General features: G+C 41.8%; 22 protein-coding genes. 5 read left to right on the forward strand and 17 right to left on the reverse strand.

Annotated elements, in window-relative coordinates; translation table 11 throughout:
• Window positions 1-52: 52 nt before the first annotated feature.
• Together L2703_RS06265 and glnB are read right to left on the reverse strand one after the other, a co-directional pair.
• On the reverse strand, window positions 53-1339 hold the full coding sequence (locus L2703_RS06265; protein WP_248970272.1) for an NAD(P)/FAD-dependent oxidoreductase: 1287 nt from the start codon (window positions 1337-1339) through the stop codon (window positions 53-55).
• Between the two features lie 63 nt (window positions 1340-1402).
• Complete coding sequence (gene glnB, locus L2703_RS06270) at window positions 1403-1741, reverse strand: nitrogen regulatory protein P-II (protein ID WP_124017158.1); 339 nt, start codon at window positions 1739-1741, stop codon at window positions 1403-1405.
• 219 nt (window positions 1742-1960) lie between these two features.
• Between glnB and L2703_RS06275 the strand changes: the two genes are divergently transcribed.
• Together L2703_RS06275 and L2703_RS06280 are read left to right on the forward strand one after the other, a co-directional pair.
• Window positions 1961-2485: a GspH/FimT family pseudopilin gene (locus L2703_RS06275; RefSeq protein ID WP_248970273.1), complete on the forward strand. Its 525-nt coding sequence runs from the start codon at window positions 1961-1963 to the stop codon at window positions 2483-2485.
• Window positions 2486-2701: 216 nt separating this feature from the next.
• Entirely contained in the window at window positions 2702-3226 is a 525-nt protein-coding gene (locus tag L2703_RS06280) for a GspH/FimT family pseudopilin (protein WP_248970274.1), read from the forward strand.
• Window positions 3227-3503: 277 nt separating this feature from the next.
• Here L2703_RS06280 and L2703_RS06285 read toward each other — a convergent pair whose 3' ends face one another.
• The 12 genes from L2703_RS06285 to murJ all read right to left on the reverse strand — a co-directional run bounded on the left by L2703_RS06285 (window position 3504) and on the right by murJ (window position 17446).
• Window positions 3504-3815, reverse strand: a complete 312-nt coding sequence (locus L2703_RS06285; RefSeq protein ID WP_248970275.1) for a TapY2 family type IVa secretion system protein — start codon at window positions 3813-3815, stop codon at window positions 3504-3506.
• The gene (locus L2703_RS06290; RefSeq protein ID WP_283107825.1) at window positions 3812-4207 is read right to left on the reverse strand and encodes a type IV pilin protein; all 396 of its coding nucleotides are present in this window, start codon (window positions 4205-4207) and stop codon (window positions 3812-3814) included. Before L2703_RS06290 ends, L2703_RS06285 begins: the two co-directional genes overlap by 4 nt.
• A 14-nt stretch (window positions 4208-4221) precedes the next feature.
• Window positions 4222-7731 (reverse strand): pilus assembly protein, encoded by a 3510-nt coding sequence (locus L2703_RS06295; RefSeq protein ID WP_248970276.1) that lies wholly within the window; start codon window positions 7729-7731, stop codon window positions 4222-4224.
• Window positions 7732-7742: 11 nt separating this feature from the next.
• Window positions 7743-8165 (reverse strand): pilus assembly PilX family protein, encoded by a 423-nt coding sequence (locus tag L2703_RS06300; RefSeq protein ID WP_248970399.1) that lies wholly within the window; start codon window positions 8163-8165, stop codon window positions 7743-7745.
• A 69-nt stretch (window positions 8166-8234) separates the two neighbouring features.
• Window positions 8235-9209: a PilW family protein gene (locus L2703_RS06305; RefSeq protein ID WP_418357328.1), complete on the reverse strand. Its 975-nt coding sequence runs from the start codon at window positions 9207-9209 to the stop codon at window positions 8235-8237.
• Entirely contained in the window at window positions 9206-9760 is a 555-nt protein-coding gene (gene pilV, locus L2703_RS06310; protein WP_248970278.1) for a type IV pilus modification protein PilV, read from the reverse strand. Before pilV ends, L2703_RS06305 begins: the two co-directional genes overlap by 4 nt.
• A 248-nt stretch (window positions 9761-10008) precedes the next feature.
• Window positions 10009-10968: a 4-hydroxy-3-methylbut-2-enyl diphosphate reductase gene (gene ispH / locus L2703_RS06315; RefSeq protein ID WP_248970279.1), complete on the reverse strand. Its 960-nt coding sequence runs from the start codon at window positions 10966-10968 to the stop codon at window positions 10009-10011.
• A 9-nt stretch (window positions 10969-10977) separates the two neighbouring features.
• A complete protein-coding gene (gene fkpB / locus L2703_RS06320; RefSeq protein ID WP_346347543.1) occupies window positions 10978-11421 on the reverse strand; it encodes an FKBP-type peptidyl-prolyl cis-trans isomerase in 444 nt (147 codons plus the stop codon).
• Window positions 11414-11926, reverse strand: a complete 513-nt coding sequence (lspA, locus tag L2703_RS06325; RefSeq protein WP_248970401.1) for a signal peptidase II — start codon at window positions 11924-11926, stop codon at window positions 11414-11416. Before lspA ends, fkpB begins: the two co-directional genes overlap by 8 nt.
• Window positions 11927-11947: 21 nt before the next feature.
• Window positions 11948-14770 (reverse strand): isoleucine--tRNA ligase, encoded by a 2823-nt coding sequence (gene ileS / locus L2703_RS06330; RefSeq protein WP_248970280.1) that lies wholly within the window; start codon window positions 14768-14770, stop codon window positions 11948-11950.
• 32 nt (window positions 14771-14802) lie between these two features.
• Complete coding sequence (gene ribF / locus L2703_RS06335; RefSeq protein ID WP_248970281.1) at window positions 14803-15738, reverse strand: bifunctional riboflavin kinase/FAD synthetase; 936 nt, start codon at window positions 15736-15738, stop codon at window positions 14803-14805.
• A gap of 148 nt (window positions 15739-15886) precedes the next feature.
• Window positions 15887-17446, reverse strand: a complete 1560-nt coding sequence (gene murJ, locus L2703_RS06340; protein ID WP_248970282.1) for a murein biosynthesis integral membrane protein MurJ — start codon at window positions 17444-17446, stop codon at window positions 15887-15889.
• A 259-nt stretch (window positions 17447-17705) separates the two neighbouring features.
• Between murJ and rpsT the strand changes: the two genes are divergently transcribed.
• Window positions 17706-17972 (forward strand): 30S ribosomal protein S20, encoded by a 267-nt coding sequence (gene rpsT / locus L2703_RS06345; protein WP_248970283.1) that lies wholly within the window; start codon window positions 17706-17708, stop codon window positions 17970-17972.
• 459 nt (window positions 17973-18431) lie between these two features.
• Here rpsT and L2703_RS06350 read toward each other — a convergent pair whose 3' ends face one another.
• The gene (locus tag L2703_RS06350) at window positions 18432-18728 is read right to left on the reverse strand and encodes an ArsR/SmtB family transcription factor (RefSeq protein ID WP_248970402.1); all 297 of its coding nucleotides are present in this window, start codon (window positions 18726-18728) and stop codon (window positions 18432-18434) included.
• 133 nt (window positions 18729-18861) lie between these two features.
• Here L2703_RS06350 and L2703_RS06355 point away from each other — a divergent pair, with 133 nt between their 5' ends.
• Window positions 18862-20307 (forward strand): M20/M25/M40 family metallo-hydrolase, encoded by a 1446-nt coding sequence (locus tag L2703_RS06355; protein ID WP_248970284.1) that lies wholly within the window; start codon window positions 18862-18864, stop codon window positions 20305-20307.
• A 177-nt stretch (window positions 20308-20484) separates the two neighbouring features.
• Here the strand turns inward: L2703_RS06355 and yaaA are convergent, their stop codons facing one another.
• Window positions 20485-21261, reverse strand: a complete 777-nt coding sequence (yaaA, locus tag L2703_RS06360; protein ID WP_248970285.1) for a peroxide stress protein YaaA — start codon at window positions 21259-21261, stop codon at window positions 20485-20487.
• A gap of 101 nt (window positions 21262-21362) precedes the next feature.
• Window positions 21363-22799, reverse strand: a complete 1437-nt coding sequence (locus tag L2703_RS06365; protein WP_248970403.1) for an alanine/glycine:cation symporter family protein — start codon at window positions 22797-22799, stop codon at window positions 21363-21365.
• 499 nt (window positions 22800-23298) lie between these two features.
• On the opposite strand from L2703_RS06365, the gene L2703_RS06370 reads away from it, so the two are divergent.
• Window positions 23299-25665, forward strand: coding sequence for a phosphoketolase family protein (locus L2703_RS06370; protein WP_248970286.1), 2367 nt, complete (start codon window positions 23299-23301; stop codon window positions 25663-25665).
• Window positions 25666-25827: the final 162 nt, after the last annotated feature.

Below are 25827 nucleotides of genomic sequence, written 5' to 3' on the forward strand. Positions count from 1 at the left end.
CTTGATTGTGCAAAAAAAAGGCTTTCGTATAGGAAAGCCCTTAAATTAAGTATTAATGTAATTTAAGTTTGGGTCGTTGCCAACGAAGTAGCTTTTGAGCAATACGGTATACAGATGCAGAAAACCAACCGTACAAGCTAGCAAGATGACGTTGGTATAAAGAAATATACATTAAGCGTGCAACGTGACCTTCTACGAAAAAGTCGCCTGAACGTAAATTACCCATTAAGTTACCCACTGCTGAAAAGCGGCTTAATGAAACCAATGAGCCATAGTCTTTGTACTCAAATGGTTTTTCTGGTTGTGATTTCATTTTTAAGCATAAGTTTGCGTAAAGACGATCGGCCATTTGTGCAGCTGCTTGAGCGCGTGGGGGAACCGGCTTACCTGATGGCAAAATGAGCTGAGCGCAATCACCAAGAGCGTATATGTCAGCAAGCCCTTTGACTCGCATACATTCATCGACATCTAATTGGTTACGCGCAGTAACAGGAAGCTGGCTAAAGTTTTCAAACACTTTTGGCCCTTTTACACCCGCAGCCCATACTTTAATATTCGCTTTGATCACCTCTCCACTGGCAGTAACAAATCCTTCCTTAGTAACTTCTTTTACCTGCACACCTAAATGTAATTTTACACCCAGTTTTGATAAGACGGTTTGCGCTCTCGCACTGACAGGCTCTGGCAGTTGTGGCAGTATTTTGTTGGACGCTTCAATAAGGTTAATATCTAAATGATCTTTTGAAATATTTTGATAACCGTATTCTTTTACTGACTCGATAACATGGTGAAGTTCTGCCGCTAACTCAACACCGGTCGCCCCTGCCCCAACAATACCAATACCTAATTGATCTTGGGTTTCATTAAGCTGTAGTAAGGCATCCATCAATTTGTGATGAAATAAATTAGCGCTGTCGAGGCTGTCTAAAAAAATACAATGTTTTTCAGCCCCTGGCGTATTGAAACTATTAGACACCCCGCCTAACGCTAACACCAATGTGTCATACTCAATTTGGCGAGCGCTAATGATCTGTTCACCATCGTCGTTATAGACAGGTGCAAGTTGAATTGTTTTAGTTTGTGGATCACATTGTTCAATGGCACCACGAATATAGCGATAGCCATTTTTAAGCCCATGATCGCGATATTGCACCCCTTCAATTGATTGGTCAATTACCCCAACAGCAACTTCGTGCAATTTGGGTTTCCAAATATGCACTGAATTTTTATCAATCAAACTGATATCGACCAAAGAACTGTTACCGAATTTACGACCTAATTTTGAAGCCAATGCCAAACCTGCTGCCCCACCACCCACGATAACAATTCTTTGTTGCATAACTTACCTCTGACACCCTATTTTGACTATATAAACACACATAAAAAAAGGCCCCTGTGGGCCTTATACTGCTTCTTCGTTTTCTTCACCGGTACGAATACGGATAACACGTTCAACATCGGTTACAAAAATTTTACCATCGCCAATCTTACCGGTTCTGGCAGTATCAACAATCACGTCAATAGCACGCTCTAACAGCTCATCTTGGATTACCAGTTCAATTTTGACCTTAGGCAAAAAATCAACCATGTATTCGGCACCACGATACAGTTCAGTATGGCCTTTTTGGCGCCCAAATCCCTTTACCTCTGACACTGTCATTCCAGTAATGCCAATCTCAGCGAGTGATTCACGCACATCATCAAGTTTAAATGGTTTAATAATGGCTTCGACCTTTTTCATTACATACTCCTGTCATCGGCTAATTTTTGGTTAAACGTTTGTCGTCACTGACGTTTATGGTAACCAAATTTGTGGTAAATATCTTACTTGAAACTGCAGCAAATTGTCGCAGGTATTTTGCGTATTTAGAAAAAGATATTTCACAGCGAAAATATTGGTTATTTTCTATACTAATGACTTTCAAGCTGGATGCTACACATAGATTAAGGATGAACTATCATGCCTAATATTCAATTCCACAAGGGTTTTAGCCTTATAGAAGTCATAGTAACAACCATGGTGGCAACATTATTGTCTCTCATCGCCATTCCCTCTTTTAGCGCGATAAACGAACAAGTAAGAGCGCAAAGTAGTATTAAAGTCATACAGCAAACGATTCAATATGCCCGCAACATGGCCATTAGTTATGGTTCAAGAGTTACTGTATGCCCTATTGTAAATAATAAATGTGCCAATGATTGGGGAATTGGTTTAAGTGTGTTTATTGACCGAGGTAAAAAGAATCAACTGGATGCAAATGATCAACTACTCCAACAAACGTCTGCATTTAATGAAAACGATTTTGTTAGCTATAATCGCGCAGCGGTTCGCTTTCAGCCCGATGGCCTAGCTTCTGGAACAAATGGCACGTTAACCTATTGCCCAGGCAGCGTTGATAGCGAATATTCAAAAGCGGTTATCGTTAACCAAGCTGGACGAGCTAGGATGTCAAAAAAGAAAGACATCAAATGCAAACCTCAATAATACAGTGTGATCTTGCCCCATAGAATATTGAAATGGGCGCCAATCAAACAAAAAAGTTCATACCTGTGCTGTGGTTAATTTTGTCATTTTTTATTTAAGTAATAGTAATATACAACTTCTTTTTAAATAAAATAATCAAACAAAAATAGCCAATTAAACACTGTAATTCATGCTGTGCTTCGTTATACTCTTCACTATTATGATGAGGATGTACACATGAAAAAGATACAGTCAGGGTTTACCTTAGTCGAGGTCATGGTTACTGTGGTTATTGCCGCCATTCTGATCACAGTTGCAGTACCTTCATTTAATTCTCTTTATGAAGGAGTCAGGGCAAGAAATGCCATTAGCACTATCGAATCATCGTTAGTTTTTGCTAGAAGCCAAGCTGTAAGCTATGGCAGTAGAGTATCTGTGTGCCCGATGACATCAACGGCATGCGGTACAGATTGGACCCAGGGTTTTAGCGTATTTATTGATAATGGCACCATAGGCACAATGGACACCACGAACGGAATAGCGGATATTGTGTTGCGTAAAGTCGATGCATTTAACAGCAATGATTTTATTAAATCAGATCTGTCCAGATACAGTTTTAATCCAGATGGTATGGGCACTAATGGTGGTAGCGGTGTGTTTAGATACTGCCCTGGCAAAGTGACCAGCAGCTCCTCTGAAGCATTAAACATCAATTCATCGGGTCGCATTTCAAAAGTCACAACCACTGTAGCCTGTAGTTAACCTGAGTTCGGGATAATAAATGCCTTTCAAACAGTCCTTTGCCCTGCTCACTGCGTTGAATCGACTTACAATAGGCTAGCTATTGACGCGTCAATTCGCCTTGTTAGCAGAACAAATGACAAGCTTGAAAGTGAGAATGGGTAACATGTTGATTTTAAATAGTATAAGTTCATCCCTTATCCCGAGCTCAGGTTAGTTAACCTAAGTTTAGGTTAAGCCAACAAAAAGGCTTACTTATTTAATAAGTAAGCCTTTTTACTCTTTAATAAAAACAATACTAATACGTTCTTTGAGCATCAAGCTCACGAATTAATAGGTCTTTAAACACCTTTTCTTCGGTAATGCATTCAACCACTCTTTTAACGATTAAGCGCTCATTTGAGATGGTTGGGACATATTGTGCTAGTAAAGCACTTTGCTCTTCAATAACAAGTGCTTTATCCCAGGTAAATAATGCGATGTTATCGCCATTAGGTGTTTCGATATGACATTTATATGGCGTTAATGTATCAGACGCATCTTCTGCTGCGAGAGCATTCGCTGAAACAAAAATAGCTAATATGATTAATAACGGGGTTACAGTTTTCATTTCCAGCACTCCGTGGGGGTTTTACTGCCTGTTGAAGTTAGCGATATCGTAGCACAAGCAGAATCACGACTTGCTTGAACACCCACAGCAGTGGCGGTGACGGTATAGTCTCCGCCACTGATTGTGGTATCAACTTTATAGTAAGTATTTTCTACAATCCAAGGATCTGCATTTAAACCAAGTTTAGTCATATCAGTTGTAAAAGTGCGATGGTCCAGATAATACTGCTCCTGCAAATTCGCCACATGCATGACCCCCGCTAAGCCGTCACCTCTCGCACCTTTGGCGACAAATTGAGTATAGCTTGGATAAGCAATTGAAGCTAAAATGCCTACTATCACGACTGTGATCATCACTTCAATTAATGTAAATCCGGATTGAAACTGTTTCATGATTTTACTCTTTCCTACTCATCAATATGATAATAAATCTTATTTACGCTTGGACCACCACGGATACATTTATCATCACCCGCAGCACAGCCATCACTTTCATCATCATCGACTTTTTCCATATCATCGCCAGCAGAGCCAATACCAATGAGATACATATAGCTATCTGCTGTGCCATTTGGCGGTATGACTAACTGAGGCGTATCAGGAACTCGGGCGCCCATTTCTAAATACTCTTGTGTATACGAGCGGGTACCTTTATGTAAATCAAAACCATATAATCGACCTTGCCCAATGGCTAAACATTGATTTGTAGAGGTATTATCTCCTGGAACATAAGAAGTAAAGAACACTCTTCCATTAATGATTGTAGAGGCCGATAAACTTTTTTCGCCTTTGGCTGCAAAGTTATAATACCAACCTCGTTTTGTTCCAAACGCGATATTCTGCGTCTCAGTTGTCGGAGGTGTTGAAGACACATCATAAAGATTTGCTAACTCTAATGGTGCTGGGATCTCTTTACCTGCACCACCAGTAAACGATTTAGTCACCACATTACGATCTTGTAGCACAAAAAACTTGTCTGAACGTGTTGTATCTAAAGGATGTGGTCGATGACCACTGCCCACAGTAACGGCATCATAAGGGATATTTTGATACGTTAGGCTTGTGGTTGTATTATTAGAAGAATCAGTCACTGACACTTGAGAAATATTGGTAAATACCGTTTGCGCCACTGCCGCTTCTGCAAAAAAACGTCTATCCGTTGCTTGTGTGGTTCCACCTAAGCTCGCAAACTTAAATGCAGTCCACGGACTGGTAGAACTCGTCGGTGAAGCACTCGGTAAATCCATACGCCAAATATTACCGCCCGTATCTGTTGCATATAATCTGTCAGTCAATCTATCACCGTTACTGTCTAATACTGCAATACTATTTGGGATACTATCAACAATACCAGGTAATTGAGTTCCACTAGAGCCTGTACCAAATCGATATACTAGGGCGCCTGTTTCTGCATTTAAAATATAAACACTGCGACCGGTAGTGTCATCTGTACCAACTCCTGCACCATCTTTAGTTGAAGGGTTATATCCACCGCCAATAATCACTACAGGAGACGCATTGTCAGCTGAGGTATTACCTGCGGGCACGCCAGGGATAAACGTAACCACGGGCTCGGCCCAAGACTGGCCCATATCACTCATCCCTGTAGAGCTAGGGTCGACTTTCCACATAAACTGAGGTGAATCAGGATTGGTGATATTCAAAGCATAGTAGGATTTACCGCCACGGCGCATACCCATAAATAGCCAGGCTTTATCAATTGCACCTGATGCATTACGTTTAACATATGCAACAGGCGGGCTGTCCATACCGTAAACAGAATGAACGCCCGTTGGCACGTTTGCCCTTAACTCACGAAGGTTAGGTAATAGCTCTTGTGGCATAAATGCCCACGACTCTTCAACATTGGCTCCGCTATCTTTAAACATATGTAAAAAGCCTGCATTGGTACCTAGTAAAATACGGATATCTGGTGAACCGGCGGTACCATAGTTTATGGCTAACGGTTTAGAATGCAGTGGATCGCCCATAATATCGGAACGTTTATCGGTTGTTGAGTTGTCTTTATCTTCATCGTCGACATCGATACCAATCGTCCAATCGAATAATTTAGTTAGCTCCGTTTTATCAACACCCATAAAAGTCGCTAACGCCGCTTCACTACCTAGGCTGGTCGCAGCATTTGACTTGTTGAATGTTTTTAGCGCACCGCCTGTACCAAAATTACCATATAAAGTTCTGCTAGCAGTCGATTGTAGCTTAGTTAGCGCGCCACCAATTTCGACGTTATTGCCATCACCACCGCCACTTGTTGCGCTACAGACAGAATCCGATGTCCAATAAGAACATGCAGACGAGGCTAAATTACCATCGTCGCCAATGGCATCATTACCGTTTTTATCAACCACATCACCGGAACCTGTTACTTTGAATTTTTTCAAGTTACCAACCCAACGGGGGCCCTCATTAGGTAAAAACATCGCATAGTAGACTGAATCCAATGTTTGGGTTCTATCAAAATTATTACTAGCAACAGATGGAGAAGTAAAACTAGAGTTAGTTTCTAAAATATTAGAAAAAATCGACTGCAATGCTTCTTGTAACTTTTGCGCATCCGCTGCGGTGTAAGTTGCTCCACCACCACGTGATGCCGTTTCTTTCAAAATACCGGCGACTGACGCTGCATCAGAGCCAAAACCAATCGTGTAAGTCGAAACGGTCTGAGTACCATCTAGGCTGGTATTGACGTCATTGGTGTTTAACCAACCAGCAAGCGCTGGTAAATAGTTTCCTGAATATGCGCTTGTAATACCTGGAAGATTTTTTATCAGAGTATCAGCATTATTATCACGGGTTGGTTCGCCATCTGTCACATAAATAACATAGGCTTTATCTTGACATTGCTTACCCACAAATGGAGATATGTATTTTCCCTCTTTTTCAATCGACTCGTCTCTCTCTGGAGTACGATTTGGATCATCGTCACCAAAGTACACACCTAAACCAGCAAAGTAACGATAAGCTTCATATAAATTTTCACATAATGGCGTGTATCCATCTGCAGTAAACTTGCTAATGGTGGTCAATAAGCTCGACTTATTAGATTCGTTATTTGTCCTGATGCCATAAACAATACGCCCACCACTTTTTGAACCATTAGCATCATTTCTGTTAAACACTGACAAACCAAAATCAACACCTGGAGTGGTAACAATGGTGTCTTCAATTACGCGTTGTGCCACCTCTAATCTTGAATAATTTTTTTGCTTTTTAGTGCTGTGATACCAACTAACATATTTCTCTGTATACAGCGTAATGGGTTGTCCGATACCAAAATTAGTTAACTTAGCTTTTTCAATTGCGGCATCGATTTCAGCGGTGGATGATGAGTTATTTGCAGCCACATAACGAACCGGTTCGGCGCTAGTTCCTAAACCATCAACAGGAAACCCATAAAAATTTGTACCATTGTTATAGTAGTTTCGCTCGGCAATATCTTCGTAACAATCAACTTGTTTGATTGAACTACCATCAGTTAGAGGTAATTCGGACCATACGCCATTTTCACCTACATATTTATGCTCACGAATATATCCGGTGAACATACCATAATCTTCAAGGTATTTTTCACCTACATCGCAACCATTAACACTGTGTAAAAAAAACTGACTGCTGCTTACTTCAGGAATATTTGAACTGCTGCGAGTAAAATACAGTTTGGTATTACCCTTTAAGGTACCATTTGAGGTGTTTTCTTCACCTCGTTCATAAGGCTCGTCGGTTTTAAAACTGGTACTCATACTACCGGACGTATCAAAAATAATCAGTACTTGCGGTTTAGATCCCGTTCGCGCGGTAGACTCAAGCACATACAATTCGGTGTCATCAGCAAAACTGATAGATGAGTAAGCCAAAATTGCAAATAGCAATGTATAAAATAATTGTTTAAAAAACATGACTAACTCCTTCAGTTAACTTCTTGTTCAATACCAACAACCACTGTCACTAGCCCCATATTATTGCGGCCAAATATTGCAGCGCTCGAAATTTCAATTCGACGACAAAGTATAGGAACTGAATTGCCTTTTGTACTTCGTTGGCATCGTACATCTCCTACAACCAATGGCGTTATGGTATTTGTAACACCTAAGTCATTATCAACTATTTGAGAAATAGCTATGATGTTTGTGAAAGTGTTATTACCTGTATTAGCCAAAATCACTTTATCCTGCCCACCCTGAGCAGAAGCCATTGCTTCAATTCGTTCAGAACCTGCACCAGACATTCTTAACGACTGTGTTGAGTTTACCGCCAATGCGACCCCGATCACTGTCATGAGTACGAGGACGATTAACGAAAAAAATAACACGATACCTTGCTGTTTCTTTATTGATGTATTCATGTAACTGCCTTCTTTTCGTACATCAACTCAAAATTTATTTACGTTTAAGTCACTAAATTATAAGTTAATTAAAATAGGGTTTTCTAAAATAATTGTGCTCGATACCACTTTACGACGGAACTTATCATTAAGAGGCCCTATCGTTTTATCACCAAGTTTATAGGTATTATCATTGGTATATGTTTGATCTTCTTCACTTGAGCGTACCAATAAAAATACTTTTAAAGACACTAAACGTTGAAACAATTCATTATCCCACATTAAGGTCGTGACATTTTGCACTGGCATATAACTGTCTGCGGTGCCATCACCGTCACTGTCAAACCCATATAGAATGCGCATATTTTCAATGCCTTCTACAAGCTGTTCCTCGTTATTCATGCCGTTATTAATTGAAAGCGTACGGCGCCTTAACACCGGTGTTGTTCCGTCATTACGAATAAAATAGACATGATGCTGATATTCCCAAATCCGGCTATTGGCTAATCCTGGTGCTGCGGCACTGCCATTAAAAAATACAATTTCATTGGATGTGGATGCAGCATAATAGCGCGTTGAAGTAAGCACAGTTACTGGCGGCCCCATTAAGCGCTTTATTTGAATGACATCTGTACCGCTATTAGGTGAAACGCATGCTAATGACTCTGGGCTTACCCCTTGCTCATATCCCCATAATCGTCTGAAATGAGAGGGCTGTGCATTAGGGAAACTCGCATTATTTAACCCTGCCCCAACACAATCAGCAGTGACAGCGGTGGCTGATATAGTGGTATTGCTGCCAATAATAAAGTCCGTGCCAGTGATGTCGCCCATAAACCCAAGCTGACTTAAATCACGTTCCATTATCGCTAGTGCTATGCGGCCATTTTCTTGTAATTGATTAAATTGACTGGTTGTTGTGACATTACTTGAAGACATACTAAACATGGTAAAAAGACCAGCTGTTAAAAACAAACTGATCAACATCGCCACCATTAACTCCACCAGTGACACACCTTGTTGCTTGGTTAATTTTGATTGTGTCATTATCATCTTATAATCGCCGTATCTACATCTAACACACGCCGTCTATCGCTGCTAGTGCCGCAACCTTTAACAAAAGTAGATTTAGTTTCAGTACCATCTGAGGTGGCACGCACGCCCTTCCATGTCATCACCACTGTGACATCAGTGCCAACGACACGTATACATGCTGTGGCAGAATCGAGCCCCCCGACATTATTATTGTCCGATGACTTTTCATTCTCGCCAGAAAAGGCTCGTTCCCATTGGTATAAATCCCACTCGCGGGTTTCTATGTTGGTACAGGTCGTGTTGGCTCCAACAGCAACATCACAGGCCTTTGCTGAAGAAATTGATGTCCCAGTATAGGTGCCTGCATAACTAGCAAGTTGGCTGCTGTTAATTCGCATGCGATTGATGATGTCATTTGCAAAGTATGAGGCTTGAGTTTGCTGAAAAGATTCAAAACTGCCTTTTTTGGCGACTAAATGCAGGTTAAAAATGCCAATAAGGCCTATCACCAGAATCACTAGTGAAACCATTACCTCGATTAAGGAAAATCCATTCCTTTTTGATGACATCAGAGTCACGCCTCCATAAAAGATAAGTAATACTTATACTTAGCTTTAAAAAAACCACAAATTGATTAGATTAGCCAATTTATTAGCATAGCCGAGTTAACGCTAATCAGAAAGTGGTAACAATGTATATTTACATTGATTTATTAAGTTAACATTTATTCGGTATTATACTCGGTTTATTACACAAGTACAAAAAACCCGCAACCTAAGTTAAGCTGCGGGTTTCTTATTGTAGTCTATTGAATTTATTAACGTAATTCAGCAGGCACAGCAAAGACAGTATCTTCTTTTCGGCCTTCGACTTCAGTAATCACACTCGGCGCCAGAGTCGCTATCGCGTTAACAACTTGTTGCACCAAAACCTCTGGAGCTGAAGCACCAGCGGTAACGGCCACTTTCTTCACACCATCAAACCAACTAGCTTCGACGTCTGCGGCAGTATCAACTAAATAAGACTGTGTACCCGTTTTTTCAGCAAGCTCACGTAGTCTATTTGAGTTAGAACTGTTTTTTGAACCGACTACAATTAATAAGTCAACTTCAGCAGACATGCTTCTTACTGCATCTTGACGATTTTGAGTTGCATAACAAATATCATCTTTACGTGGCCCTTCAATCGACGGAAAACGTTTTTGCAATGCTGCAATAATATCTAATGTATCATCCACAGAGAGTGTTGTTTGAGTAACAAAACATAAATTATCAGGATTGTTAACCTGCAATTTTTCAACATCCTCTGGCGACTCAATAAGATAAACGCCACCTTTAGGATTATCATATTGCCCCATGGTGCCCTCAACTTCAGGGTGGCCTTCATGGCCAATCAAGATACACTCAATCCCTTTGCGACTGGCACGGGTGACTTGCAAATGCACTTTAGTGACTAAGGGGCATGTGGCATCAAACACTTTCAAACCACGCAGTTTTGCTTGTTTTCTTACCGCTTGTGATACCCCATGAGCACTAAAAATTACAATACTGCTGTCTGGCACTTGTTCAAGCTCGTCAACAAATATTGCCCCACGTTGCTTTAAGTTTTCAACCACATATCGATTGTGTACAACTTCGTGACGCACGTAAATTGGCGGCTCAAACAATTCTAAAGCCCGCTCAACAATGCTAATTGCGCGATCAACCCCAGCACAAAAACCGCGAGGATTAGCCAGTAAAATGCTTAACTCTGGAGATGTAGGATCAACTTTCAACATGTTTTACCTTTATTCGGTGATAACACTGACGACTTCAAGTTCAAATGTAATCGTATGACCAGCAAGAGGATGGTTTAAATCTACGGTGATAGAGTCCCCTGCGGTGTCACGCACTATGCCTGGTATTTCACTGCCACCTGGGCCTGCAAAACTCACAATCACGCCAGCTTCAAGCTTCATATCTGCAGGAAAACGACTGCGGTCCATATAGTGAATGGCATCAGGATTCGATTCACCAAACGCATCTTGAGGAGCCAGGGTAAACTTATGTTTATCACCTGCTTTTAACCCTTTAAGCTGAGCTTCAAATGCTGGGCTTAGACTGTTATCGCCAATATTTAAACGAGCAGGTTTACCCGATGCTTTAGTGCTGTCGGCTGTTGAGCCATCCTCTAGCACAATGTTCATATGACACAGTAAAGCAATATCATCTTGTTTTGTTAAATCAGTCACGGCTAGATTGCTCCTGCGATGTCTTAGCATCAGGCTTAAATGATTCCCATATAATCAAAATTGCGCCAACAAAAATACCAGCATCTGCGATATTAAAGGCGGGGTAATGACTCGTGTTCCAGTAAAAATCGATAAAATCGACTACAAAGCCATGCATTAATCGATCGACCAAATTACCTAATGCTCCACCAATCACAAGTGTGAACGCTAAATTACTGCGCCACATAGTGTATGACTGTTTACGTAGCCATATGGTCAACAAGGTACTAAAACCAATTGCAATCACGGTAAACAGCCAACGTTGCCAACCACCAGCGTCGCTCAAGAAACTGAACGCTGCGCCATAATTTCTCACATAAGTGAAATTAAAAAATGGCAGTAGTTTAACTGACTCATACAAATCAAAATTGGCTAATACCCATTGCTTAGATAGCTGATCGGCTAAAAAAACCAATGCAGCTACCCAATACCAACGCAAGCCACTGTCTTTCCAAGTTAATGGCACAGAACTCATTATTGCTATCCTTTAAGCGAATTCGCGTTGCTCGCCGTCGCCTTCAATATTGGTCACACAACGTTGACATAATGTTGGGTGAGCCTCGATGGTGCCGACTTCTTCACGGTAATGCCAGCAGCGCTCACACTTTTCAGCTTCGCTTTTATTTACCACTAATTTAAGTGAGCTTAATTCCGTTTCAATCGCATCATCACCCGCTTGCGATAGATCAGCAACCGCCGCTTTAGAGGTCAATAATACGAAACGAAGTTCGTCACCTATTTTGGCTAATTGCGTGGCTAAATCTGCATCAGCAAATAAAGTAACTTCAGCCTCTAATGAACCACCAATACGTTTATCACGACGTGCTTGTTCAAGTACTTTATTCACTTCGTTACGCACATCTAACAATTTAGCCCAGTAGTCATCACTTAAGTCAGTCTCTAACGTGACAGCTTCTAAACCTTGGTACCATTCTTGGGTGAAAACATACTTGTCGCGCTTACCCGGAAGTAATTGCCACACTTCGTCTGCAGTAAAGCTTAAAATAGGCGTCATCCAACGAACCATGGCTTCTGCAATGTGAAATAATGCAGACTGACAACTACGACGAGCATGCCCTTCTTGTTTCGCGGTATATTGACGATCCTTAATGATATCAAGATAAAAACTGCCTAACTCGACTGAACAGAACTGCATCAGTTTTTGAGTCACTTGGTGGAAGTTATATTGATCATACGCGTCAATAATTTCTTTTTGTAAAGCCGCTGCACGACGCACAACCCAACGGTCTAGTGCAACCATGTCTTCAGATGCAATCATGTCTGTTTCTGGATTAAAACCATTTAGGTTTGCTAACAAGAAACGAGCGGTATTACGGATACGGCGATAAGCATCGGCACTGCGATTTAAAATTTCATCAGATACGGTCATTTCGCCGCTGTAATCGGTTGCGGCAACCCATAAACGTAAAATGTCTGCACCAAGCTTGTTAGTCACCTGCAAAGGCGCGATCACATTACCGACAGACTTTGACATCTTTCGGCCTTTACCATCTACGGTAAAACCGTGGGTTAATACTTGTTTGTAAGGCGCTTTACCGTTCATCGCAGTCGAAATCATTAGCGACGACATAAACCAACCACGATGCTGATCACTACCTTCAAGATATAAGTCAACGCCATGCCCATGAAACTCTGGGCGCGCAGCAACAACTGATGAGAAGGTTGAGCCTGAGTCATACCAAACATCTAATGTGTCTGTGACTTTACGATATTGCTCTGCTTCGTCGCCGAGTAATTCACTTGCGTCAAGATCCCACCATGCTTGAATGCCTTGCTGCTCAATACGATGAGCAACACGCTCCATCAGTGACACACTGTCTGGATGTAACTCTTCAGTTTCGCGATGTACAAACAACGTAATTGGTACCCCCCAGGTACGCTGGCGTGAAATACACCAATCAGGGCGGTTTTCTACCATTTTTTCAATACGGCTTTGACCCCAATCTGGGATCCACTGAGTTTGTTCAATTTCGCTCAACGCCTGTGAACGTAATCCATGGTTATCCATAGAGATAAACCATTGTGGCGTTGCACGGAAAATAATCGGCGTTTTGTGGCGCCAGCAATGTGGATAACTATGGCGATAAGGAACATGGAGCAATAGCGCCTCTTTTTCCTTTAGCAAATCAACCACACTCGCATTCGCTTTAAATACGTGCTGACCGGCAAAGAATTCTGTATCAGGCTTGTAAACACCATTGTCACCAACAGGGTTTGCCACTTCTAAACCATACTTTTGACCAACCACAAAGTCGTCTTGACCATGCCCAGGTGCGGTATGCACAATGCCAGTACCGGCATCGGTAGTAACGTGGTCACCTAAAATGGCTGGAACATCAAACGCATAAAATGGGTGGTTAAAGCGCATTAATTCAAGCTCTGCACCTTTTACTTCACCTAATATACGATGTGATTCGATGCCGTAACGCTCTAGGCAAGACTCAACTAAAACGCGTGCTAAGATAATTGTTTTGCTTTTACCGTCTTGGGTAAATTCAACTAGGCTGTAATCTAACTCAGGGCTAATTGATAAAGCACGGTTAGCAGGCAGAGTCCATGGTGTGGTGGTCCATATCACCATTGAAACCGGATTGGCGTAATTAGCGACACCAAACTTGGCGGCAACGGCAGCACTGTCGACAGCAACAAAAGCCACGTCAATGGCTGGTGAGGTTTTATCTTCGTATTCAACTTCTGCTTCTGCTAACGCTGAGCCACAGTCGGTACACCAATGCACGGGCTTAACACCCTTATGTAAATGGCCACTGTCGATGACTTTTGCTAGCGAGCGGACAATGTTCGCTTCGGTTGAAAAATCCATCGTTAAATACGGGTTTTGCCAGTCGCCTAGCACCCCAAGACGAATAAAGTCGTCACGCTGACCTTCAACTTGAGTCGCGGCATATTTACGGCATTCTTCACGAAATTCTGCCGCAGAGATTTTAATGCCGGGTTTACCCACTTTTTGCTCTACTTTGAGTTCAATCGGTAAACCGTGACAATCCCAACCAGGAATATAAGGTGCGTCAAAACCAGACATGGTTTTTGACTTAATAATGATGTCTTTTAAAATTTTGTTTACAGAGTGACCAATATGAATGCTGCCATTTGCGTATGGAGGGCCATCATGCAAAATGAAAGGTTTACGACCAGTACGGCTATCACGGATCTGTTGGTACAGACCGTCTTCCGTCCAACGGTTTAACATTTCTGGCTCGCGATTTGCCAAATTACCGCGCATCGGAAACTCTGTTTCCGGCAAATTCAAAGTAAATTTATAGTCGCTCATTGATCCCATACCGTTATTAAAGCTGATTTTTTTCAGCTAGCATCGTTGCTAAATAAAGCGCGTGCTTCATTCGCATCATTTAAAATTTGTTTTTTTAGTGCATCCAGTGATTCAAAAGGTTGTTCATCACGAATTTTTGCAACTAACTCTACTTCCACTCGTTTTCCGTATAAATCACCGGAAAAGTCAAACAAATGGACTTCTAACCTGCAGGTTTGGCCATTCACTGTGGGTCTAAACCCCACATTTGCGACACCTTCGTAAACATCGCTGCCATCCCAATATAAACGCACAGCAAAGACGCCGCGCACCGGTACCACATTTCTTTTTAACGCAATATTGGCAGTAGGAAACCCTATTGTACGTCCAAGTTTTTGCCCATGAGCCACACGGCCACTTAATATAAAAGGGTGCCCTAGCAAACGCCTGGCTTGCTCTAAGTGCCCCAAAGCAAGCTGCTCTCTAATTGCCGTTGAACTGACTCTAAGCGAACCCACTTTAAAACTCTGTGTACTCACCACGGTAAAACCAAACTTTTTGCCCGCCTCAACCAGCATGTTAAAATTACCGGTTCGACCTTTGCCAAAACAAAAGTCGTCGCCCACTACGAGGTATTTAACCCCGAGCTTTTTAACCAGTAAGTCTTCAATAAAGGCTTCAGCAGGTTGGTTAGCAAAGGCTGCGGTAAAATTAATACACAACAATTGATCGATTTTAAGCTCATCGAGCAATCTGATTTTATCGCGTAACAAGCTTAAACGGGCTGGCGCATCTGCACCACGAAAACGTTCTTGAGGTTGTGGCTCAAACGTCATGACTGTTGCAGGCAATTGAAAATGATGAGCTTTACTCACTAAATTACTAATCACCTGCGCATGACCGCGATGGACACCGTCAAAATTCCCTATGGTTAATACGCAACCATGATGAGAAGGTAAAATATTGTGTATACCGCGGATTAATTCCATTACGCTCAATAACTGCCAATTCTAAATCGGCAGATTATATACCCAAACCAATGTCAGATGCGAGTTTCCGCCTCAGTTTATTATGGCTGTTTAAGCGCATTAACCATTGTTTGTATGTTAATTTACTCACGCAACTAAATTTAGCCGACTAGGCCTGGCGCTTAATCTTCCAGGGACGAACGCCAAGCGCAAGTAAACTGAGTAAATAGACAACGGCCCCACCGACAATAAGCTCAATTAACATCAGCATACGCGCTAACGAATGCCATTCGTGCCATACACTTATTTGCGGCATAAAGTACCCGATTGCCGTTGTCATCAATGCTGTTGCGATAATCACTTTACCGGTAAAAAACAATGTTTGACGGGACATTTTATACACGCCGCTAAGATGTAAACCACGATAGAGCAGCCCCGCATTTAATAATGCCGACATAGAGGTGGCAATAGCGAGGCCAACATAACCAAAGGGGATCGCAAAAATTAAATTAAACACCATATTACTTACCATGGCGATAATGCCGAATTTTACCGGTGTTTTAGTATCTTGACGTGAATAATAGCCTGGCGCTAACACTTTGATCATCATAAAGCTTAATAAGCCACAACCATAGGCAACTAAACTGTATGAAGCCATTTCGACGTCATTGATAGAAAATGCGCCGCGCATAAACAGCACCATCAACATGGGTTTTGCTAATACAATCAACCCAAGCATTGCTGGCACACCTAACAACATGATGGCTTTAACGCCCCAATCCATTGTTTGATTAAAACCGCTACCCTCTGCGTTCACATGTTTTTGCGATAATGCTGGCAAAATAACGGTAGCGATAGCAATACCAAATAGCCCCAGTGGAAACTCGAGCAATCTATCAGCGTAATACAACCAACTAATTGAGCCTGTCATTAAAAAGCTGGCAATGAAGGTATCGAACAACAAATTAATTTGAGAAACCGACACACCAAACATCGCCGGGATCATCAGCGTCCTGATTTTGACCACCCCTGGGTGATGCCAACCCCAAGAGGGCTTAACCAGCGCTTTTTCACGCATTAAAAATGGTATTTGAAACAAAAACTGAACCAAACCACCAACAAAGACTCCCCATGCTAAACCGATTTCTGGGTTTTCAAGGGTGTGGGCATACCACATTGCCACTGCAATAATAGCCACATTCAAAAATACAGGGGTAAACGCCGACACAGCAAACCGCCCCCGGGTATTTAAAATAGAACCGGCAAGCGCAGTAAAAGTAATAAACCAAAGATAAGGAAAGGTAATTTTTAGCATTAACGAGGCTAACTCAAACTTTTCTGCGTTTGGGCCGTCATTTAACCAATCTAAAAACCAACCGCCACCAAACAATGCTGCTAATACAGGTGAACAAATCACACCAAATAAGGTAACAACAGAAACAAGTACACCTAATGTTCCTGCAACCTTACCGATTAACTCGCGGGTTTCCTCTGGGGTCTTTTTTTCTTGATACTCCGTAAGTACAGGTACAAAAGCTTGAGCAAAAGCACCTTCAGCAAATAATCGTCTTAAAAAATTCGGAATTTTGTTAGCAAAGAAAAATACATCGGCACTGCTACCTGCACCCATTAAGTTGGCAATCACCACGTCACGAACCAAACCTAACACTCGCGAAATCAGCGTCATAACACTCACAATAAGACCTGATTTAAATAATTTTTTGCTCAAACAGCCCCCAGACTCTAGGTCATTTATAAGAAAATTAATGGGATTTATACAAATATTCGATTCTAGCCCTGTCACACAGACACAAGAACTGGTAGAATTGCGCCACATATTACACGAGTTGGGTTGAAGATAGGCATGCTAGGTTGGATTAATTTATCTTTATGATGAATATTCGATCGTAGTCGTTGACAAGACGACAAAAAGCAGGCATATTCCTCGGCCTTTAAAAGTATCAAATCCAGTTTTTAGGAGTTGCACCTTGGCTAATAGCAAGTCTGCAAAGAAGCGCGCGCTTCAGTCTGAAAAGCGTCGTCAGCATAACGCTAGCCGTCGCTCAATGTTACGTACATACGTTAAAAAAGTTATCGCTGCTATCAAAAGCGGTGACCATAAAGCGGCTACAGAAGCATTCGCTACTGCACAACCAATTGTTGACCGTATGGCGACTAAAGGCCTTATTCACAAGAATAAAGCTGCTCGTCAAAAGGCACGCTTAAACGCAAGAATCAAAGCACTAGCTGCTTAATCCTTTCGATTTAAGATTTAAAAAACCGGCTTAGGCCGGTTTTTTTATCGCTTAAATTCAGTAAATCCTAATCCTTTGATAACATCACAGCGCCAAAACTTTACAGTAAAGCCAATTGAAGTTATACCATTGCGCATTAATAAGTGACCACTGTGAATGCGTCCAGCGATTTTTGATTAAGGCGTCGCTATGTAGTCATGGTTGTTCCCTTTCAAATAGCGAGAACGTAAAGCAAAAGCGGCTGGGGCATTTCTTTTTGGCGAGTTTTAAAAGGGCTTACACTGTGTTGCATGACTTCGAAAGAGAATCACTATTCATTCAGTCATTCGCCTTGTTTAAGCCCTTTTAAATTCTCGCAAAGAGATCACTTGCTAACGCGCAATGGTATTATCACATTTACAGGCAAGAAAACGCGAAACGTCTTAATGAACTGTTCATTAAGACGTTCGTGGGATGATATTAATGGCAATACATATTATTCAGTACTTGGATCAGCTCTTTTACCTTATCACTCTTTAATGAATAAAAAACAGTTTGCGCTTCTTTTCTAGTACACACTAAATTATCTTTTCGAAGCCATGCTAAATGTTGGGATAACGCCGATTGGCTCAAGCCCAACTTCTTATTCATTTCTCCGACACACATTTCACCTTCATTAAGAAGATGGCACAAAATAAACAATCTACGTTCATTTGCTAATGCTTTTAGCAACACGACGGCATGATCTGCTTGCTGCTGCATTTTTTCTATATTCATCACGAGTATGTTCTCCTAATCTAACCCCGCTCTAATATAGCGTTCCCTTACAAATAGAGTCGGGACATAAAGCACACTTTTTGGTAGATTGTTGTAAAAAATGAGACTTAGCTAAAATAATCAAAGGAAACTCATGAAACACTATCAAAAGGCCAGCCTCGTCGGTGCCATTTTTGTCGCCCTTGTTGGCTGTCAAACTGTGTCACCCATAAAAACAACCTCACCTAAAATGGTCATCAATGACTCAGATGATGCCCAAATTAGTCAACAGTTAGCTAAGCAAGCGTTATCATCAAGATTAAGCTATGACATTGTTGAATCTCTTACAGTCGAAGTAGGCCCAAGATTAGCCGGCACTGACAAAGACATCGTTGCAGTAGATTGGGCCATGGAAAAACTTTGGCTCATGGGGTTTGATAAAGTCTATAAAGAATCGGTTCAAGTGCCAGCTTGGTCACGCGGTTCTGCCCATGCCAGTATCGTATCTCCTTATGAGCAACCCTTGGTAGTAACTGCATTGGGTGGCAGTATTGGCACTCCGGTTAATGGGATCCAGGCTCCTATCGTTCGTTTTGAGAGTTTAGAAGAGCTTCAAGCCGCCTCACCAGGACGTATCGAAGGAAAAATCGTCTTTATCGATCACAAAACTGAACGTCATATTAGTGGTAAAGGTTACGGTGAAACCGTTGGTGGCCGCTCTCGTGGGGCTGTAGCTGCTGCAGAAAAAGGCGCCCTTGCTATTGTTATCCGCTCAATTGGCACCGATCATGACAGAATGGCCCATACAGGCATGATGCGTTACGAAGAAGGTATCCCTAAGATCCCCGCCGCGGCCATGTCTAATCCTGATGCCGATTTGATTAATGCTATGCTTAAGCGTGATCCTAACATTGTGTTGTCATTAAATATGACCTCTGAAAATCAAGGTATTGCGACGTCGTATAATGTTATTGCAGAGGTAACTGGCAGCAGTAAACCTGATGAAATCGTATTAATTGGTGCACATCTAGATTCTTGGGATGAAGGTACGGGTGCGATTGACGATGGCGCAGGCGTAGCCATTGTTACCACTGCAGCTAAGCTGATTTTGGACTTACCACAAAAACCCGCTCGCACAATTAGAGTGGTATTATTTGCAGCCGAAGAAGTTGGCATTGTGGGTGCTAAGGCCTATGCAGAGCAACATGCTGATGAATTAGATAAACACTATATTGCGGCTGAATCTGATTTTGGTGCAGGTCCTGTGTACAGAATCGATTTTAATGTTAACCCAGATACTTTTGAACAAGTAAAACAAGAACATTCGGCTATGACATTATTTGGGGTTGAATTGGGTAACAATGAGGCCTCTGGTGGCCCAGACGTGTCAATTATGCCAGCTCTTGGTGTACCTGTAGCGTCACTTAATCAAGATGGCACTGACTACTTTGATTATCATCACACACCAAATGATACTTTAGATAAAATCGATCCTAAAAAGCTCGCTCAAAGCGCTGCTGCTTATGCGCAATTTGCCTATATGATGGCGCAGTCAGAAATTGATTTAAGGCCCATTAAACAAAAAGAGGCTCAAGAGTAAATAAACACGACGAAAGCCCCTAGCTAACGTTTAACTAGGGGCTTTTTATTGCCTATCTAATCTCTGGATAAAAGATAACTTGATTATGATAAACAGTGTTCATTCAACACTGAGAAACACAAACTATTTGCAAGGCATTTATCATCTGGAATTCAGGTAATCAAATACCAACGTTGGCTAGTGTTGTTCGTCGCGTAAAAATACCGGTTCAGTTGGCGTCGACTGCTCTTGGCTGTAGTAGTAACCCTCAAGATCAAACTGAGTCAGTTGTTCTATGCTTTTAGGTTGGGTGTCAACAATATAACGCGCCATTAATCCACGCGCTTTTTTGGCATAAAAACTAATGACTTTATACTGGCCCTTCTTGCAGTCTTTAAATACTGGTGTAATTAACTGCCCAGCCAATTGATTAACCTTAACCGACTTGAAGTATTCATTGGATGCAAGATTGACAACAATATCGTCGCCCTGCTCTTTTAACGCTTTATTCACTTCTTCGGTAATGGTTTCCCCCCAAAAAGCATAGAGATTGCTGCCTTTAGGGTTAGCTAACTTAGTCCCCATCTCTAAACGATATGGCTGAATTAAATCAAGCGGTTTAAGTAAACCGTATAAGCCAGACAATATCCGTAAGTGCTTTTGGCTAGCGTCAACTTGCGACTGAGATAAGCTATCTGCATCAAATCCTGTGTATACATCGCCTCTAAATGCAAAAATAGCTTGCTTAGCATTATCAAGAGTAAATGGAGGCTGCCAGTCTGCAAATCGTGCCGCGTTTAATCCAGCAATGTTATCACTCACTTTCATCAAGCTGGCAATGTCCATTGGCGTTAGTTCTCGGCACACGTCAATTAACGCCTGGCTTTGTTTCAGTAATGGGGCTTGAGTAAAGGTATTAGTGATTGGAGGATTGTCGAAATCCAATGTTTTTGCAGGTGATATTAAAACCAGCATAAGTGCACTCCAAATAAAATCATGGCGTTATAATACTGAACTGACATAAAAAAACCATGCTGAAATAGCATGGTTTTTTCGATTACCTTAACCTACAAATATTATTTGTTGACAGGTTCGGTAGAGTTAGGCCAAATTTTTTCTTCTAATTGATCGGCCAATTCTGGAAACTTACTGGTATCAAACTTAGGATCAATACCCGCATCAACTTGCTCTCGATAATCATTAATCACTCGTATCGCCAAGCCAGATAATAAGACCAGTGCAACTAAGTTGACAATTGCCATTAACCCCATCGACACATCCGCTAAGTCCCACACTAAACTGATTTTTGCCAGTGAGCCAAACATCACCATACCTAAAACCACTAAACGAAAAATCGGTAATGCTTTTTTGCTGTTACCAGACAAGAACATCACATTGGTTTCAGCATAGGAGTAGTTAGCAATAATCGAAGTAAAACAAAATAGTAATATCGCAAACGCAATAAATGCCCCACCCCAATCACCGACATGACTGGTTAATGCACTAATGGTTTTAGCAATTCCGTCAGATCCCGCTGCAGCATCACCAGATAATAAAATAATTGCCGCTGTTGCAGTACATATCACAATCGTGTCGACAAACACGCCCATCATTTGCACAAACCCTTGAGAGGCTGGATGGTTAGGATTTGGCGATGCACTCGCCGCCACGTTTGCCGCACTACCCATACCGGCTTCGTTTGAAAATAAGCCTCGCGCAATACCCGCTTGCATTGCCTGAGCAACACTGTATGCAACACCACCAGCTGCGGCTTCTTGCCAACCAAATGCGCTGTTAATGACCAACATAAATACGTCAGGTAACTTTTCAAGATTCATTGCAACCACAACAAAAGCGATAGTAATGTAGGCAATCGCCATCACAGGTACAATTAATTCTGAGGCTTTAGCAACTTTCTTTAAACCACCGACAATGACAAATGCACTGCATATCACAATACCAATGCCGACGTAGATAGGTTCAAAACCAAATACTTGTGTCATTGCACCGGTAATAGTATTGGCTTGCACAGCATTAAAAACTAACCCAAATGCCAAGATGAGGAAAAATGAGAATAATATCCCCATCCACCGTTGCCCTAAGCCTTTTTCCATATAATAAGCTGGGCCACCACGGTATTGGCCATCGCCGTCTTTAACTTTATAAACCTGTGCTAATGTTGACTCAATCATGGCGGTTGCCATACCTAATACAGCAATAGCCCACATCCAAAATACGGCCCCTGGCCCTGCGGTACCTATGGCTACTGCCACACCAGCCATATTACCCGCGCCTACACGGGCGGCCATACTGGTACAAAAAACCTGAAATGATGATAAACCATGCTTACCAGGACGACGACTAATTGCTAGCACCTTAATACCGTGCACAAAGTGAGTAAGCTGGATAAAGCCAAGACGAATAGTAAAAAATAGACCCGCGCCCACCAGGCCATAAACCAACAATTTGCCCCAAAGCAAACTGTTCATGAAATTAACAATCGTTTCTAACATTGCCATATTGTTCTATCTTCCTCGTTATAAGGTTATTTTTTTATATCAGGCATTACCCGATTTTATTTGCATCAAAACAGACTGAGCACGTCACTGTGCAAACTGCTTTCAAGATTACCGAAGTGAATTAGTCATTATAAAAGCTAAAGTGTGCATATTCATAGGGATAGTTTTGTGAGGCCTTTGAATGCAAAGAAGATGTTACCTACCAGATATTTTTCTGAAGTAAATGACACGTTCAGATAACACAATTAAAACAAAAATTGACAAGTGACTTCCATCACACTTTATCACTTCTATTATTAATGCTCTATTCATAAAACGCCGTTAAATCGTTACTTAATTTCAAGTAATTAGCGCGATAACAGCCCAAAGTGCGATCTCACATCACTTTCATTACTCAAAAGTTAGATAAAGGCCACATTATTGTAACTAAATTACGGATACAGTGTTCTCCAAGAAAGTTAATTCACTATTTTCACTTTTAATCGAGGTCATTATGACTAACTCAACTGAGATCACAGCGCTAAAGAAATATGTAAGAGCCACTAACTTCCTTGCCACTTCACAGATTTATTTAAAGCAAAACGTACTTTACAAGCGTCCTTTACAACATACTGATATCAAACCACGCTTACTTGGTCATTGGGGCACCTGCCCTGGTATTAACTTTGTCTATGCCAACGTAAACCGCCTCATCGTTAAACATAAGCGTGAATTCATTTACCTTGTTGGCCCAGGACACGGTTTTCCTGCCGTTCAGGCAAATTTATTTGTTGAGGGCTCACTTAGCCACTTCTATCCAGACACCATCCCGTATACTGAAACCGGTATCGAAGACATTTGTAAAAAATTCTCTGCTGCCTATGGGTACCCATCTCATGCTAATCCTGAGGCACCTGGACAAATTTTAGAAGGGGGTGAACTAGGTTATTCACTCTCTGTTGCTTGGGGCTCTGTACTAGATAATCCAAATTTAATTGCCGCCTGCCTCATTGGCGATGGCGAGGCTGAAACAGGTCCTTTAGCGGCGTCTTGGTATGCTAATCGTTTAGTCTCTCCAGCAAATAACGGTGCGGTATTGCCGATAGTACATATCAATGGTTATAAGATTTCAGGACCTACACGTATGGGTCGTATGAGCCATGAAGAGTTAGATCTTGAATTTCGTGGTTTGGGCTACCATCCGATTATCGTTGATGACCAGTTAGAAACTGACATTTTTGAACAAATGACAGCAGCAATGGATTTATCCTATGAGATGATTAATGACATTCAGCGCCGCGCACGCTCAGGCGAAGATGTGGTTAAACCTCGTTGGCCAGTTATTTTAATGCGCACTGCAAAAGGTTGGACGGGTACATCTGAATACGATGGTAAAAAACTCGAAGGTAACTGCGAATCTCACCAAGTTATTGTCAACAACTGCGCTAAAGATAAAGGTCACCTTGCTGCGCTTGATGCATGGTTAGCCAGTTACAAGTTTGAAGAATTGGTGCAAACCACAGAAGCAGGTGAACTGGTATTTGATAAAGACATTTTGTCATTAATACCACCCAAAGAGCTATGCTGTGGCCGCCAGCGTTTAAGTTATGGTGGCGAAGTGGTTCGTGCGCTTGCCAATCCAGATCTAACAAAACTGAGTTATGGTGCAGAAACGCCGCGCGGCCAACGTGGTTACTCTATGCTAAAAATGGGCCAGTGGATGCGTGACGCATTTAAACTCAATCGCGATCAACGTAATTTACGTATTTTCAGTCCAGACGAAACTTACTCAAATCAGCTACAAGCGGTATTTGAAGAAACAGACCGCGCTTGGCAGTGGCCAATTGAAAGCTGGGACGAAGACATGTCTCGTGACGGCCGCGTAATTGAGTTGCTATCTGAAAACCTATTATTTGGTATGCTACACGGTTACACGGTCACGGGTCGTCATGGTATGTTCCCAACTTATGAGGCATTCTCACAAGTCGTGTCTTCAATGGCGGATCAATATTGTAAATATGTCCACGCAAGCCAAGGCATCCATTTCCGTAAGCCAATCCCAGCATGTAACGTAGTATTGTCTTCATTACTAGAGCGTCAAGATCACAACGGTTATTCTCACCAGAACCCGTCATTCTTAGGCGCTATGTTAGAGAAGCACCCTGACATTATTTCAGCATACTTGCCAGCAGATGCAAACAGCACCTTGGTATACACAGAGCGTGCTTACGCCGACCGAGATAAGTTAAATATTATTGTTGCCGGTAAAAAGTCATTACCACAGTGGTTATCACTGGACGAAGCTCGCAAGCAAGCAAAAGATGGGGTGATGGTGTGGGATTTCGCCTCTGATGAAAATCCTGATGTCGTGCTTGCAGGTTGTGGTGACTATGCGACTCAAGAGTGTATGGCATCATTAGTGCTAATCCGCGAGATTTTACCAAGAGTACGCATCCGTTTTGTGAGTGTATCGGAACTTCACAGCAGCGGCTTAGGAAGCCTTAAGTTCCAAAGCAAGCCTTGGATGATGGATGAAGTCTTCACTGAAGATAAGGGCGTGGTATTCAACTATCACGGCTACCCAAATACCATCAAAAAGCTCGTATTTGACTATAAGGGTAACCGCCGCTTCCGCATTAAAGGCTATGAGGAAGAAGGTTCAACCACAACCCCATTTGATATGGGTGTGCGTAACGGTACTTCTCGTTACCATTTGGTGATTGATATGGCTTATAAGCTATTCCAACAAGGGGTGATTGATGAAACACAACATGTGGCCATCACCACCGATATGTTGCAACGTTTAGTCGACCATAAAAACTACATCAAAGCCAATGGTGTGGATCCAGAAGAAATAGAAAACTGGGTATGGACACGTTAATTCTCGTCTATATAGCTAACAGAAATACGCCATTAAGGCGTATTTCTGTTTTAACCCCTCAAAAAATCGAATAAAACCGAATTTATTTAATTAACTCATTAAAATTACTGACGATATTTTCCACCCATATTTCATCATTCTCAAGCACTGACATTAAACTTA

It is taken from the genome of Shewanella basaltis (genome assembly GCF_023283885.1).
In the GTDB taxonomy this organism is placed as follows: Bacteria; Pseudomonadota; Gammaproteobacteria; order Enterobacterales; family Shewanellaceae; genus Shewanella; species Shewanella basaltis.